This window comes from Pseudomonas sp. C9D1, from assembly GCF_056491235.1.
Map to the genome: position 1 here is coordinate 2,609,576 of NZ_JBSZIE010000002.1, position 14,543 is coordinate 2,624,118.

The 14,543-nt window shown below is 65.3% G+C and carries 10 protein-coding genes; 6 read left to right on the forward strand and 4 right to left on the reverse strand.

Features of this window, described 5'->3' with window-relative positions; genetic code table 11:
• The first annotated feature begins 6 nt into the window (after window positions 1-6).
• The 4 genes from ACXI0U_RS20280 to ACXI0U_RS20295 all read left to right on the forward strand — a co-directional run bounded on the left by ACXI0U_RS20280 (window position 7) and on the right by ACXI0U_RS20295 (window position 6,548).
• Entirely contained in the window at window positions 7-3,144 is a 3,138-nt protein-coding gene (locus ACXI0U_RS20280) for an efflux RND transporter permease subunit (protein ID WP_265170405.1), read from the forward strand.
• Window positions 3,141-4,598, forward strand: coding sequence for an AdeC/AdeK/OprM family multidrug efflux complex outer membrane factor (locus tag ACXI0U_RS20285; protein ID WP_374979067.1), 1,458 nt, complete (start codon window positions 3,141-3,143; stop codon window positions 4,596-4,598). The genes ACXI0U_RS20280 and ACXI0U_RS20285 overlap by 4 nt, the downstream gene beginning before the upstream one ends.
• A 394-nt stretch (window positions 4,599-4,992) precedes the next feature.
• Window positions 4,993-5,808 (forward strand): outer membrane protein OmpK, encoded by an 816-nt coding sequence (locus ACXI0U_RS20290; RefSeq protein WP_271659890.1) that lies wholly within the window; start codon window positions 4,993-4,995, stop codon window positions 5,806-5,808.
• Window positions 5,809-5,924: 116 nt separating this feature from the next.
• Window positions 5,925-6,548, forward strand: coding sequence for a TetR/AcrR family transcriptional regulator (locus tag ACXI0U_RS20295; RefSeq protein WP_043247406.1), 624 nt, complete (start codon window positions 5,925-5,927; stop codon window positions 6,546-6,548).
• Between the two features lie 240 nt (window positions 6,549-6,788).
• Here the strand turns inward: ACXI0U_RS20295 and ACXI0U_RS20300 are convergent, their stop codons facing one another.
• A complete protein-coding gene (locus ACXI0U_RS20300) occupies window positions 6,789-7,526 on the reverse strand; it encodes a DNA/RNA non-specific endonuclease (RefSeq protein WP_479550752.1) in 738 nt (245 codons plus the stop codon).
• Between the two features lie 574 nt (window positions 7,527-8,100).
• Entirely contained in the window at window positions 8,101-9,552 is a 1,452-nt protein-coding gene (locus ACXI0U_RS20305; RefSeq protein ID WP_431482760.1) for a high affinity choline transporter 1, read from the reverse strand.
• Between the two features lie 399 nt (window positions 9,553-9,951).
• Here ACXI0U_RS20305 and ACXI0U_RS20310 point away from each other — a divergent pair, with 399 nt between their 5' ends.
• Window positions 9,952-10,788 carry an arylamine N-acetyltransferase family protein gene (locus ACXI0U_RS20310; protein ID WP_479550753.1) on the forward strand — a complete coding sequence of 279 codons (837 nt, stop codon included), beginning with the start codon at window positions 9,952-9,954 and terminating at the stop codon, window positions 10,786-10,788.
• Window positions 10,789-10,800: 12 nt separating this feature from the next.
• On the opposite strand, the gene ACXI0U_RS20315 is transcribed toward ACXI0U_RS20310, so the two are convergent.
• A complete protein-coding gene (locus ACXI0U_RS20315) occupies window positions 10,801-11,703 on the reverse strand; it encodes a YihY/virulence factor BrkB family protein (protein WP_043245960.1) in 903 nt (300 codons plus the stop codon).
• 269 nt (window positions 11,704-11,972) lie between these two features.
• On the opposite strand from ACXI0U_RS20315, the gene ACXI0U_RS20320 reads away from it, so the two are divergent.
• Window positions 11,973-12,467, forward strand: coding sequence for an LEA/WHy family protein (locus ACXI0U_RS20320; protein ID WP_043245959.1), 495 nt, complete (start codon window positions 11,973-11,975; stop codon window positions 12,465-12,467).
• A 124-nt stretch (window positions 12,468-12,591) separates the two neighbouring features.
• Here the strand turns inward: ACXI0U_RS20320 and speA are convergent, their stop codons facing one another.
• Window positions 12,592-14,505 carry an arginine decarboxylase gene (gene speA / locus ACXI0U_RS20325; RefSeq protein ID WP_021222370.1) on the reverse strand — a complete coding sequence of 638 codons (1,914 nt, stop codon included), beginning with the start codon at window positions 14,503-14,505 and terminating at the stop codon, window positions 12,592-12,594.
• Window positions 14,506-14,543 lie beyond the last annotated feature (38 nt).

The window sequence follows — 14,543 nt, forward strand, 5'->3', positions numbered from 1 at the left end:
TCTTCCATGTCGAAGTTCTTCATCGACCGGCCGATCTTCGCCTGGGTGATCGCGCTGGTGATCATGCTCGCGGGCGGCCTGGCCATCCTCAAGCTCCCGATCAACCAGTACCCGAGCATCGCCGCGCCCGCCGTCGGCATCCAGGTGTCCTACCCCGGCGCCTCGGCGCAAACGGTGCAGGACACCGTGGTGCAGGTGATCGAGCAGCAGCTCAACGGCATCGACGGCCTGCGCTACATCTCCTCGGAGAGCAACTCCGACGGCAGCATGACCATCACCGCCACCTTCGAGCAGGGCACCAACCCTGACATCGCCCAGGTGCAGGTGCAGAACAAGCTGCAGCTGGCGACCCCGCTGCTGCCGCAGGAAGTGCAGCAGCAAGGCATCCGCGTGACCAAGGCAGTGAAGAACTTCCTGCTGGTGATCGGCGTGGTGTCGGTGGACGGTTCCATGGACAAGAACGACCTGTCCAACTACATCGTCTCCAACATGCAGGACCCGATCTCGCGCACCAAGGGCGTGGGCGACTTCCAGGTGTTCGGCTCGCAGTACGCCATGCGCATCTGGCTCGATCCCTCGCGGCTGAACAACTACCAGCTGACCCCGGTGGACGTGAAGAGCGCCATCCAGGCGCAGAACGTGCAGGTGTCCTCCGGCCAGCTCGGCGGCCTGCCCGCCTCCCCCGGCACCCAGCTCAACGCCACCATCATCGGCAAGACCCGCCTGCAGACGCCCGAGCAGTTCGGCGCCATCCTGCTCAAGGTCAACCGTGACGGCTCCCAGGTGCGCCTGCGCGACGTCGCCCGCGTCGAGTTGGGCGGCGAGAACTACGCCATCAGCGCGCAGTTCAACGGCAAGGCGGCCTCGGGCATGGCGATCAAGCTGGCTACCGGCGCCAACGCGCTGGATACCGCCAAGGCGATCCGCGCCACCATCGACCAGCTGAAGCCCTTCTTCCCCGCCGGCATGGAAGTGGTGTTCCCCTACGACACCACCCCGGTGGTCTCGGCCTCCATCGAAGGCGTGGTGCACACCCTGGGCGAAGCCATCGTGCTGGTGTTCCTGGTGATGTTCCTGTTCCTGCAGAACTTCCGCGCCACCATCATCCCCACCCTCGCGGTGCCGGTGGTGCTGCTCGGCACCTTCGGCGTGCTGGCGATGTTCGGCTTCACCATCAACACCCTGACCATGTTCGCCATGGTGCTGGCCATCGGCTTGCTGGTGGACGACGCCATCGTCGTGGTGGAGAACGTCGAGCGGGTGATGGCCGAGGAAGGCCTGTCGCCGCTGGAAGCCACGCGCAAGTCCATGGGCCAGATCCAGGGCGCACTGGTGGGCATCGCCCTGGTGCTCTCGGCGGTGTTCCTGCCGATGGCCTTCTTCGGCGGCTCCACGGGCGTGATCTACCGCCAGTTCTCCATCACCATCGTCTCCGCCATGGCGCTGTCGGTGCTGGTGGCCCTGGTCTTCACCCCGGCCCTCTGCGCCACCATGCTCAAGCCCATCGCCAAGGGTCACCACGCCCCCAAGCGCGGCTTCTTCGGCTGGTTCAACCGCACCTTCGACCGCAGCGTGAACGGCTACGAGCGGGGCGTGCGCGCCATCCTCAAGCGCAAGACGCCGTACATCCTGATGTACCTGGTGATCGTCGCGATCATGGCCTGGCTGTTCACCCGCATCCCCACCGCCTTCCTCCCCGAGGAAGACCAGGGCGTGCTCTTCGCCCAGGTGCAGACCCCGGCCGGCGCCAGCGCCGAGCGCACCCAGGTGGTGGTCGACCAGATGCGCGAGTACCTGCTGGACAAGGAGAAGGACACCGTCAAATCCGTGTTCACCGTCACCGGCTTCAACTTCGCCGGTCGCGGCCAGAGCTCGGGCATGGCCTTCATCATGCTCAAGCCCTGGGAAGAGCGCCCCGGCGCCGAGCACAGCGTGTTCTCCCTGGCCCAGCGCGCCCAGCAGCACTTCTTCAGCTTCCGTGACGCGATGGTCTTCGCCTTCGCCCCGCCGGCGGTGCTGGAACTGGGTAACGCCACCGGCTTCAACTTCTTCCTCCAGGACCGCGCCGGCGTCGGCCACGAGCAGCTCAACGCCGCCCGTGACAAGTTCCTCGAACTGGCCAACAACAATCCGGTGCTGACCCGCGTGCGCGCCAACGGCCTGTACGACGAGCCGCAGTACCAGTTGCAGATCGACGACGAGAAGGCCCGCGCCCACGGCGTCTCCCTGGCGGACATCAACAACACCGTGTCCATCGCCTGGGGCGCCAGCTACGTCAACGACTTCATCGACCGTGGCCGGGTGAAGAAGGTCTACCTGCAAGGCGTACCGGAGGCGCGGATGAACCCCGACGACCTCGGCAAGTGGTACGTGCGCAACGACCAGAACGAGATGGTGCCGTTCAGTGCCTTCGCCTCCGGCGAATGGGTCTACGGCGCGCCGAAACTGGCCCGCTACAACGGCGTGCCGGCCATCGAGATCCTCGGTGAAGCGGCGCCTGGCCACAGCTCGGGCGAAGCCATGGCAGCGGTCGAGGAAATCATCAAGCAACTGCCAGCCGGCGTCGGTTACTCCTGGACCGGCCTGTCCTACGAGGAGCGCCTCTCCGGTGCCCAGGCACCTGCGCTCTACGCGCTGTCGCTGCTGGTGGTGTTCCTCTGCCTGGCGGCCCTGTACGAGAGCTGGTCGATCCCCTTCTCGGTGATGCTGGTGGTGCCCCTGGGCATCCTCGGTGCGCTGCTGTTCACCAGCATGCGCGGGCTCTCCAACGACGTGTTCTTCCAGGTAGGGCTGCTCACGACCATCGGCCTCTCGGCGAAGAACGCGATCCTCATCGTCGAGTTCGCCAAGGAGCTGCATGAGCAGGGCATGAGCCTGTTCGACGCCGCCATCGAGGCGTGCCGCATGCGCCTGCGCCCGATCATCATGACCTCGCTGGCGTTCATCCTCGGCGTGGTGCCCATGGCCATCTCCAGCGGCGCCGGTTCGGGCAGCCAGCACGCCATCGGTACCGGCGTGATCGGCGGCATGCTTACGGCAACGGTGCTGGCGATCTTCTGGGTCCCGCTGTTCTACGTACTGGTCTGCTCGCTGTTCAAGGACAAGCGCAGCAAAGACGAACTGACCAAGGAGGCCGCCGAATGAGGCAGTCCCTGCTGTCCCTCGCGGTCGCCAGCGTCCTGCTCGGCGGCTGCTCGCTGATCCCCGACTACCAGCGCCCCGAGGCGCCGGTGGACGGCGCCTGGCCCCTGGGCGAGGCCTACACCGCCAACGCCAGCGGCGCGCAGACCACCACCGCTGCGGTGGACCTGGGCTGGCGCGAGTTCTTCAAGGACCCGGCGCTGCAACGCCTGGTGGAAACCGCCCTGGCCAACAACCGCGACCTGCGCGTCGCCGCGTTGAACATCGACGCCTACCGCGCGCAGTACCGTATCCAGCGCTCCGAGCTGTTCCCCAGCATCTCGGCCGACGGCAGCGGCACCCGCCAGCGCCTGCCGGCGGACCTGTCCAGCAGCGGCCGCGCCACCACCAGCGGCCAGTACTCGGCCACGGTGGGCGTCAGCGCCTGGGAAATCGACTTCTTCGGCCGCCTGCGCAGCCTCAACGAGCAGACCCTGGAGCAGTACTTCGCCAGCGAGGAAGCCCGTCGCAGCACGCAGATCAGCCTGGTGGCCAGCGTCGCCAACGCCTACCTGACCCTGCAGGCCGACCAGTCGCTGCTCAAGCTGACCCGCGACACCCTGAAGACCTACCAGGAAAGCTTCGCCCTCACCCAGCGCAGCTTCGACGTCGGCGTCGCCGATGCCCTGGCCCTGAGCCAGGCGCGCACCGCCGTGGAAAGCGCCCAGGTCACCCTGGCGCAGTACAGCCGCCTGGTGGCCCAGGACCGCAACGCCCTGGCGCTGCTGCTGGGCAGGGGCGTACCCGGTGACCTGCCTCAAGGCGAGGTGCTGGGCGACGACCAACTGGCCGAAGTGCCCGCCGGCCTGCCCTCCGAGCTGCTGCAACGCCGCCCGGACGTGCTCCAGGCCGAGCACCAGCTCAAGGCCGCCAACGCCAGCATCGGTGCCGCGCGCGCTGCGTTCTTCCCCAGCATCAGCCTCACCGCCAATGCCGGGACCAAGAGCGCCGAGCTCTCCGGCCTGTTCGACGGTGGCTCCGGCAGCTGGCTGTTCCAGCCGCAGATCAACCTGCCGATCTTCACCGCCGGCCGCCTCAAGGCGAACCTCGACTACGCCGAGGTGCAGAAGGACATCCAGGTGGCGCAGTACGAGAAAGCCATCCAGACCGCCTTCCAGGAAGTCGCCGACGGCCTCGCCGCCCGTACCACCTTCGAGGAGCAGCTCACTGCCCAGCGCAACCTGGTGCGCACCTCCGAGGATTACTACCGCCTGGCCGAGCGCCGCTACCGCACCGGCGTGGACAGTTACCTGACCCTGCTCGACGCCCAGCGCCAGCTGTTCAGCGCGCGCCAGCAACTGATCAGTGACCGTCTCAACCAGCTCACCAGCGAGGTCAACCTGTACAAGGCCCTCGGCGGTGGCTGGAACGAGCGCACCGGCACCGCCCAGGCGGCACCGGCCAACCCGCAATCCTGATTCGCGTGTCCAGGCCCATGGATTGGGCCACCCTTGCTGCGCGAGGCCCCCATCAAGCTTGATGGGGGCTTTTTTATGGGCCGGGGAAAAACCGCAGCAGGCGCCGAACGCTCCGTCCCCCCGTCGCCCGCAGCCGCCCCAAGTTGATGCAGGACTGTTCGATCGGTCAGGTATGCGCGCCCATAACCGTGCACGGGCAAGCCTCCCGCAAGTCGGAAAAACCCGTTGGTCACGAAACAACCGCTTGAAACATCGGGGTTTATCCAGATAATCCCGCGCCCGGGGAAGGTGTCGGAGAAAACTGGCTCCTTTCTTGCTCTGGCAGCCAAGCCTGACCAATCAGACAACTTCTACGCAGATAGAAAGATAACCAAGCACCAGGAGCCCAACCCGAATGAACCGTACCCTCTCCGCTCTCGCGCTCGCCGGTGGCCTGCTGGCCTGCGGCCAAGCCCTGGCCGACGGCCCCCTGCTGTGGCAGAACAACAGCGTCACCTACCTCTATGGCAAGGATTTCAAGGTCAACCCGGAAATCCAACAGACCTTCACCTTCGAGCACGCCAGTGGCTGGACCTGGGGCGACCTGTTCATCTTCGCCGACCAGATCAACTACAACGGCAAGGCCGACGCCAACGCGGGCAACAACACCTACTACGGTGAAATCTCCCCGCGCCTGTCCTTCGGCAAGCTGTTCGACCAGAAGATCGCCTTCGGCCCGGTGACCGACGTGCTGCTGGCCGCCACCTACGAGCGCGGCGAGAACCGCAACCAGAACTACCTGGTCGGCCCGGGCTTCGACCTGGCCATCCCCGGCTTCGACTACTTCCAGCTGAACTTCTACTACCGCAAGCCCGACGGCATCACCAACAACCCGTCCGGCCAGTGGCAGGTCACCCCGGTGTGGTCGTACACCCTGCCGGTGGGCGACTCCGACATCCTCATCGACGGCTTCATGGACTGGGTCTGGAACAACAAGGACGCCACCAGCAGCCGCCCGAACGACCTGCACGCCAACCTGCACTTCAACCCGCAGATCAAGTACGACCTGGGCAAGGCCATGAACCTGGGCGCCAAGCAGCTCTACGTGGGCGTCGAGTACGACTACTGGAGCAACAAGTACGGCATCGACGATGACAGCTTCCTCGGCGACGACATCCTCGGCGGCACCGACCAGAACACCGCCAGCCTGCTGGTCAAAGTGCACTTCTGATCCAGCCCCGCCCCGCCGCCTCCACGGCGGCGGGGCACCTCGCGCGTCGGGCTCGTGCCCGCGCCGGGTTCGGTGATATGTTTGCCCGGCTTCAGTCCGTGCAGCCCGAGGGATCGATGAGCAGTAACCGCAAGATCGGCATCCGCATCAAGAACACCGAGAAGATCCTCCTGGCCGCCGAAAAGGTCTTCGCCGAGCGAGGCTTCGCCGCCACCTCCATGCAGGACATCGCCCAGGAAGTCGGCCTGCCCAAGTCCAACCTGCATTACTACTTCGCGACCAAGGAAGACCTCTACCGCGCCGTGCTGCAAAGCCTGCTGGAAGAGTGGGAGCAAGACGGCACCTGCTTCGAGATGTTCGACGACCCCAGCGTCGCGCTGACCAGCTACATCCGCGCCAAGATGAACCGCTCGCGCACCCGCCCCCACGGCTCCAAGGTCTGGGCCGCCGAAGTCATCCACGGCGCCCCGCAGCTCAAGGAAGCCCTCGACGGCCCCCTCTACGACTGGGCCAAGCTCAAGGAAGAAAAGATCCGCCAGTGGGTCGAGAGCAAGCGCATCCTTCCGGTCGAACCCTCCAGCCTGCTGTACATGATCTGGGCCTCGACCCAGCACTACGCCGACTTCGACCACCAGGTGATGGTGCTCAACAATCACCAGCCGCTGAACGACCAGCAGTTCGAACGCGCCGTGCAGACCGTCACCGCCGTCATACTCCGTGGCATCGGTCTGGCGACTTAGAAGCAGCGGCAAGCTTCACGTTGCAAGCGGCAAGAAAGGGTCCTGAGTGGCTGGGAGTGGGTGCCCAGCCTATGCATGTGAGGGGCCTGGATAGCTGGAAGCTGGAAGCTGGAAGCTGGAAGCTGGAAGAAAAGCCTAGGCGTGGCATTCGTAGGGTGGGCCGGGCGGCGCTCCGCTTTAACCCACCAACGATGTTACCGATGGGCTAAAGCCCAGCCCCCTGCCCCACCCAATCGATAATCAGCTCAAATCACAGCCACTCGGCGTCGCCCAGGTGCTGGTGGGTTTCTGCGCCTTGACGCTGGCCGGCACGCTGATGCCCACGGCGCTGGTACCGATCAGGCTTTCCAGCTCGGAGATGCTCTTGATGTAGCTGTTCAGGCTGCCCAGGCCGGCCTGGTTGGGGATGTACCAGCTGATGGCCTTGGTCTGCCCGGTGGCGGTATCGGTGGTGACGATGGTCTTCCAGAAGTAATCCGGTGTGCGGATGCCGTGGGACGACAGGAAGTAGTCGTTGGAGGTGTCGTTGTAGACCACCCCGCCATACACATAGACGGTGGCCAGGTCGCGGTAGCACTCGGCGACATTCTCGGCCGCCACCCAGATGCCCTGATTGAAGCTGGCCACCTGCGGCACGATGTTGCTCATGTAGTTGGCGCGCTTGATGTAGGTGGCGTTGTAGTCCATGTGGTTGGAGGTCACCAGGTGGCCACGGTCCCAGCCCGATACCACGCTGGCGTAGGACGAGGTGCTGGTCTGGCCGGCGCAACCGCTGGGCAGGTCCGGGTCCAGGTAGAAGGAGGAAGGCCGTGCCGCCGAACCGGTGTCGGTGGTCAGCACGTACTCGTAGCGCAGGGCGGTGTGGTTGTCGCAATCGTAGGTGAGGTTGTAGCCGCCCTTGCTCAGGGTGACGGTGGCGGCGAAGGCCGAGGTGAAAGGGACGCAGCAAAGCGACAGCAGGAGGGCGAGACGTTTCATTGCTTTTTCTTCCTTGCAGGTGCGGGCCTCCCACGGCGGGAAGCGCTCGGGTGGAAAAAACGAAACCAGGCGATGTCTGTTGCGATTGATCTACGGCGAGGCGCCCAGGGCGGGCGCACCGTGCGGTGGGCTGCACGGTGGTGCACTGGCGGCCCGGCAGCACAGGGGAGCACTACCGAGCCGGTCAGTCACCGGGGGAGACGATAACCTGTCTCTAATGACAGGTTCGTGAAACCTAGAGCAAGGAGTGCGACGCTGGCAAGCGGCTCTGAATTAATCACAGCCCACTGATTTTAATCGAAATAATATTTTTCTCACCATTATGGTGAGCGCACATCCAAATTGACGCACAGGTCAACTAAAGGAAGGAATCCCCCTCCAGGCCTCGCCCCTCGGGCAGCTGCCAGCGCCCGGGGCCGGTCATGCGGGAGGACAGCCAGGAAGGGATGCACCAGTTCGGAACCTGTTCGAGCAGTCAGAAACCACGACTGCATCACAGCTTCCGTACGGGGTGTGCCGGGACCGGCACGGGGAAGAAGAGCGAGCCCTCCAGAACAGGAGGGCCCGGGAGGGGTCAGTTGCCGGCGGGCGCCATCATGGCGTCGACGCTTTCACCGCGCGGGCGGCTCAGCTGCGGCAGCAGGGAGCCCAGCAGCATGCCCAGCACGCTGAACAGCAGGCCCGCCAGTTGCGGCGGCCAGAAGTCGGTTTCCTGATAATTCATCTCCAGGAACACCCAGGAGGCCAGGCCGAAGCCGATGGCGGTCAGCGCGCCCTGGGTGGTGGCGCGCTTCCAGAACAGCCCGGCGAACAGCGGCACCACGGCGGCGACCAGGGTCACCTTGTAGGCATTGCCGACCATCTCGTAGATGCTCGCGTCCGAATACAGGGCGAACAGCGAGGTGGCCACCGTCATGCCCAGCACGCTCAGGCGCATGGCGAGCAGGAACTGGCGGTCGTTCATGTCCGGCAGGAAGCGCTTGAGCACGTTCTCGGTGAAGGTCACCGAAGGCGCCAGCAGGGTGCCCGAGGCGGTGGACATGATGGCCGAGAGCAGCGCGCCGAAGAACATCACCTGGGCGAACAGCGGGGTGCGTTCCATGATCAGGTGCGGGAGGATCATCTGCGCATCCTCTGCCAGCCACTTCTGCACCATCGCCGGGTCGATCATCGAGGCCGCATAGGTGAGGAAGATCGGCAGCATGCAGAAGCCCAGGTAGAAGCAGGCGCCGGCCATGGAGGCACGCGCGGCGATGTTTTCGGTCTTGGCCGACATCACCCGGGCGTACACGTCCTGCTGCGGGATGGAGCCGAACATCATGGTCACCGCCGCGCCGAGGAAGGCGACGATGTCACGGGGTTCAAAGCCGTGCATGAAGGCGAACTTGCCCTCGCTGGCAGCGTGGCTGATCACCACCTCGGCGCCACCGGCCATGTCGCCGATCAGCCAGGTCAGGTACAGCAGACCGGCGACGATGATGATCATCTGCATGAAGTCGGTCAGCGCCACCGACCACATGCCGCCGAACAGGGTGTACAGCAGCACGATGCCGGTGCCGATGAGCATGCCCTGGGTGGTGGTGATGGAGCCGTCGGAGAGCACGTTGAACACCACGCCCAGCGCGGTGAGCTGCGCCGCCACCCAGCCCAGGTAGGAGCCGATGATCACCAGGCTGGTGATCAGCTCGACATTGGGCCCGAAGCGCTTCTTGAAGAAGTCGCCGATGGTCAGCAGGTTCATGCGGTACAGCGGGCGGGCGAACACCAGGCCCACCAGCATCAGGCAGCCGAAGGAGCCGAACGGGTCTTCGATGATCCCGGCGAAGCCTTCCTCGATGAAGGTGGCGGGGATGCCCAGCACCGCTTCGGAGCCGAACCAGGTGGCGAACACCATGGCCGCCACCAGCGGGAAGGACATGCTGCGGCCGCCTGCCGCGAAATCCTTGGAGTTCTTGACGCGAGTGGAGGCGTAGAAGCCAACACCGACGGTGATCAGCAGGTAGACCGCAACAAACCAGATCAGCATGTGTGAGTTCCAGTGGCTCGCCCGTCGTCTGGCCTGTCGGACCTGTGTCCACCCAGGGTCGCCGCGACTGACAGAATTTTTGTTTTAGGCGCGTCACAACCGGGCGGGATCATCCGTCATGGCTTCAGGAGCCCTGCACGGCAACCGCGACCTCCTGCCGCAACGGGCGAGCAGTCTGCCAAAGCCGTCAAATATGTCAAACAGTTACAAGCCAAATGACTACAAAAAACGACAGGCGCGCCTTCGGATTGTCAGACAACCCGTTGATGCACCGATCATTTCTTCGCCAGCGCCAGCCCATCAGTTCCTTATTTTTTACAGAAGACGTTGCAAAAGCAGAACAGCAGCCAGCCCGCCAAAGCTCTGCTAGCCTCCTCCCGTCATCCATGGAGCCGCTTCATGCACGCCCTGAGCCCTGAGCAGACCCGCGCCTACCTGGCCCACATCGACCAGCCGGCCCCCACCCTCACCGACCGCGCCACCCTCGACCGCCTGATCAAGGCCCACCTGGACCGGGTCGCTTTCGAAAACGTCGACGTCCTGCTCGACCGCCCCATCTCCATCGACGCCGAGGCGGTGTTCGCCAAGGTGGTGGAGCGCAGCCGTGGCGGTTACTGCTTCGAGATCAACGGCCTGTTCGGGCGCCTGTTGCTGGCCCTGGGCTTTCGCGTCACCCCGCTGGCAGCGCGGGTGCGCTGGGGCTTGCCGGACGATGCGCCGCTGACCATCACCTCGCACCTGCTGCTGCGGGTGGACCTGGACGACGGCCCGGTCATCGCCGATGTCGGCTTCGGCTCCGCCAACCCCACCCGCTCCCTGCCCCTGCAGGGCCACGAGGACCTCGGCGAGCTGCCCTTCCGCCTCCTGGCGCCGGACGCCGGGCACGATGACCATCAGTTGGAAACCTTCCTGGGCGATGCCTGGGTGCCGGTCTACCGCTTCGACCTGCAGCCCCAGCACTGGGTCGATTACGTGCCCCGCAACTGGTACACCTCGACCCACCCGGACAGCATCTTCCGCCAGATGCTGGTGGCCGCCCGCACCCAGGGCACGGAGCGCTTCACCCTGCGCAACGGCACCTTCAACCGCCGCAGTGCCGACGGCCAGGTGAACCAGCACCTGCTGAAAAGCGCGGACGAAGCCATCGCCGTGCTGCGCCACTACTTCCTGCTGGGCATCAGCGAAGAGGAAGAGCCCCGGCTGCGCGAGCGCCTGGAAGGCCTGCTGCGCGGCTGAACCGGCGCACCGCTACTCGGGCAACTGCACAACGGCACCCTCGTCGGCCTTTTTCTCGCCGGGCTTCTTGCCCTCGCGTGAGTGGTGCTCGATCACCGCGTTGAGCTCGGCGCCAAACAGCAGCACCGCCGCCGAGATGTACAGGTAGAGAAGCAGGATGATGATCGCGCCGATGCTGCCGTACATGGCGTTGTAGGTGGCGAAGTTCTTCGCGTAGTAGCTGAAGCCCATGGACGCCACCAGCCACACCAGCACCGCCAGCACCGAGCCGGGCGTGATGAAGCGGAACTCCTGCTTCACATCCGGCAGCAGGTAGTAGACCGACGCCACCACCATCATCAGCAGCAGCACCGCCACCGGGATGCGCAGCCAGTTCCACAGCAGCACCACCACGTCCTCGATGCCCAGTTGCCCGGCCAGCCAATTCATCACCTGCGGCCCGGTGACCATCAGCCCTGCCGCCGCCAGCAGGAAGGCCGCCACGCCCACGGTGTAGAGCACCGACAGCGGGATGCGCTTCCAGGTCGGGCGTCCCTCCTCCACGTCGTAGGCGCGGTTCATCGCATCCATGCTCGAACGGATGGCCGATGACGACGACCACAGCGCCACCACCGCACCGATGGAGAACAGCCCCGGCTTCTGCGTCTGCAACTGCTCGATGGCCGGCAGCACCAGGTCCATCGCCGCGCCCGGCAGCACCAGCGTCGCCTGGGCCTGCAGCCAGTCGAAGAACTCGGGCAACTCGAGGAAGCCGATCACCGCGATCAGCAGCAACAGGAAGGGGAACAGCGAGAAGAACATCTGGAAGGCCAGCGCCGAGGCATAGGTCGGCAGCTCGTCATCGATGAACTCGGTCACGGTGCGGACCACGATGGTGCGCCACCCGACATTCCTCAACCCCAGAGAACGGATCATCTGCCTGCTCGCTATTTTCATCCCCATACAAGGGCAATGGACGGCCATAGCGGCCTTTGAGTTCAGGCAACGCGCCTGGCGCGTGCCTTCCGACGGACGGCAGCAGCCCCTGGGATAGACGCTGCCGCTCCGCTTAAGGGCCGGAATTACCTGGCCGAACGCCCCTTCGCGACGCCGTCCCGTGGGCTACTTTCGTCGGAGAACGCGGAATGAACGGCGTCTTCGCCGGTCTCTAGCGGTGCACCACCTGCACAAATCGGACGTACGCCATGACCCCAATCATCCGCTCCACCTTGCGCCTCGCCAGTTGCCTGCTGCTGATGCTGGGCCTCTCCGCCTGCAGCACCCTGGCCCCGCGGGACCCGGTGCGCATCGACCTGGTGGGCATGGAGCCGGTGCCCGGCCAAGGCTTGGAAATGCGCTTCATGGTCAAGCTGCGGGTGCAGAACCCCAACGACACCGCCATCCGCTACAACGGCATCGCCCTCGATCTCGATATCAACAACCAGCCCCTGGCCAGCGGCGTCAGCGACCAGGCCGGCGAAATCCCGCGCTTCAGCGAAGCCCTGGTCAGCGTCCCCGTGACCATCTCTGCCTTCTCCGCCATGCGCCAGGCCTGGGGCCTGGCCAACAGCCACGACACCGGCCGCCAGCCCGGCGTGCCCTACACCGTGCGCGGCAAGCTCGGCGGCGGCTTCTGGAACACCGTGCGCTTCAACGAAGCCGGCCTGCTCAGCCTGCCGGAACCGGCAACGGTGTATTGATCAGCGCCGATCGCGGATGAATTCGCGCCTACCAGGCGGGCACCCCGTTGCCCTCTACCCCCCTATCCCCGCTCCAAAATGAAAAAGCCCGGCGCTGGGCCGGGCTTTTTCATGGTGCGATGGATCAGGACGACAGGTAGGACGAGCGGGTCAGGCCGAGACGCAGGGCGTCGACGTACTGGGTGCGCTCGCGGGCGCTGAGCTTGGCGCCGGAGACCTTGTCGCGGTAAAGCGCCATCAGTTCCTCGGGGGACAGGTGCACGTAGCGCAGCATGTCCTCGATGGTGTCGTGGGTCTCGATGCCGCCGTGGTACACGCTGCCATCCTCGCGCTGGTAGACGTTCACCGAGTCGGTGTCGCCGAACAGGTTGTGCATGTCACCGAGGATTTCCTGGTAGGCGCCGACCAGGAATACGCCCAGCAGGTAGTCCTCGCCCTCGCGCACTTCGTGCACCGGCAGGCTGGTCTCGATGCTCTGCTCGTCGACGTATTGCTTGATCTTGCCGTCGGAGTCGCAGGTCAGGTCCTGCAGCACCGCGCGGCGCACCGGCTCTTCATCGAGGCGGTGCAGCGGCAGGATCGGCAGCACCTGGCCGATGGCCCAGGTGTCCGGCAGGCTCTGGAACACGGAGAAGTTGCAGATGTACTTCTCGGCCAGCTTGTCGTTGAGCTCGTCCAGCACCTGGCGGTGGGAACGCTGGCGGGCCTTGAGCTGGTTGTGCAGGCGGCGGCAGATGGCGAAGTAGGTCTGCTCGGCCAGGGCTTTCTGCGCCAGGGTCAGCTTGCCTTCGGCGTACTGGGTGGCGGCGTCGCTGATGTAGTGTGTGGCGCGCCAGTAGGTCTCGGTGACCATCTCGGCGTCGGTCGGGCCCAGCAGGTCGGCGAGCCAGCGGACGATCTCCGGCTGCTCCTCGAGGTTGGCGATCTTCGGCACTTCGTCGTTGTGGCGCTCGACGTCGGTCACCTGCATCACCAGCACGGCGTGGTGCGCGGTCATGGCGCGGCCGCTTTCGGAGAAGATGTGCGGGTGCGGCAGGCCCTGCGCGTCGCAGAACTCCTTGAGCATGCCCACCACCACGCCGGCGTAGTCGTCCATGTCGTAGTTGATGGAGCTGGCGTTGCGCGAGTGGGTGCCGTCGTAGTCGACACCCAGGCCGCCGCCGACGTCGATGTGGTCGACCGGCAGGCCGAGGCTGCGCAGCTCGGCGTAGAAGCGGATGGCTTCCTTGAAGCCGTGCTGGTAGTCGGCCAGGTTGGCGATCTGCGAGCCCATGTGGAAGTGCAGCAGGCGCACGCCCTGCTCGATGCCGGCCTTGCGGAAGCGCTCGACGACGGACAGCAGTTGCGCGGCGGAGAGGCCGAACTTGGATTTCTCGCCACCGGTGTCAGCCCACTTGGACGAGGCCAGGGACGACAGGCGCACGCGCAGGCCGACCTGGGGCGCGACCTTGAGTTCGGCAGCCTCCTCGATCACGAACTGAACCTCGGATTCCTTCTCGATGACGATGAAGACGTTGTGGCCGAGCTTCTGCCCCATCAGCGCCAGCTTGATGAACTCGCGGTCCTTGTAGCCGTTGCAGACGATGGTGCCGCCCTTGGGCGCCAGGGCCAGCACGGCGAGCAGCTCGGGCTTGGAGCCGGCTTCCAGGCCGATGGAGACGTCCTGGGTGGCGATGATGTTTTCCACCACCGCTTCCTGCTGGTTGACCTTGATCGGGTACAGCGCGGTGTAGCGGTTCTGGTATTCCAGGCGCGCGATATTGGCGTCGAAGGCCCCGGTCAGCTGGCGTACGCGGTCCTGCAGGATGCCGGGGAAACGCACCAGCAGCGGCAGGGACAGGCCGGCCTCACGCAGGGCATCGACCTGTTCGAACAGATCGATCGGCTCGCTGGCGGCGCCACTCGGGCGGACTTCGACGCGGCCGGCGTCATTGATCGCGAAATAACCGGCGCCCCAATGGCGGATGCCATAGACACTGCGGCTGTCGGCCACGGTCCAGCTGCTGCCATCGTCCTTGCGCGTGCGTCGTGCAGACATCGGATTCCCCCTGTGGGATAGAAAAGAGCCAGGCCCGC

Bases quoted from the DNA above. Each gene is read 5' to 3' on its own strand.
- ACXI0U_RS20280 (WP_265170405.1), top strand. From the start codon at position 7: ATGTCGAAGTTCTTCATCGACCGGCCGATCTTCGCCTGGGTGATCGCG.
- ACXI0U_RS20285 (WP_374979067.1), top strand. From the start codon at position 3,141: ATGAGGCAGTCCCTGCTGTCCCTCGCGGTCGCCAGCGTCCTGCTCGGC.
- ACXI0U_RS20290 (WP_271659890.1), top strand. From the start codon at position 4,993: ATGAACCGTACCCTCTCCGCTCTCGCGCTCGCCGGTGGCCTGCTGGCC.
- ACXI0U_RS20295 (WP_043247406.1), top strand. From the start codon at position 5,925: ATGAGCAGTAACCGCAAGATCGGCATCCGCATCAAGAACACCGAGAAG.
- ACXI0U_RS20300 (WP_479550752.1), bottom strand. From the start codon at position 7,526: ATGAAACGTCTCGCCCTCCTGCTGTCGCTTTGCTGCGTCCCTTTCACC.
- ACXI0U_RS20305 (WP_431482760.1), bottom strand. From the start codon at position 9,552: ATGCTGATCTGGTTTGTTGCGGTCTACCTGCTGATCACCGTCGGTGTT.
- ACXI0U_RS20310 (WP_479550753.1), top strand. From the start codon at position 9,952: ATGCACGCCCTGAGCCCTGAGCAGACCCGCGCCTACCTGGCCCACATC.
- ACXI0U_RS20315 (WP_043245960.1), bottom strand. From the start codon at position 11,703: ATGATCCGTTCTCTGGGGTTGAGGAATGTCGGGTGGCGCACCATCGTG.
- ACXI0U_RS20320 (WP_043245959.1), top strand. From the start codon at position 11,973: ATGACCCCAATCATCCGCTCCACCTTGCGCCTCGCCAGTTGCCTGCTG.
- speA (WP_021222370.1), bottom strand. From the start codon at position 14,505: ATGTCTGCACGACGCACGCGCAAGGACGATGGCAGCAGCTGGACCGTG.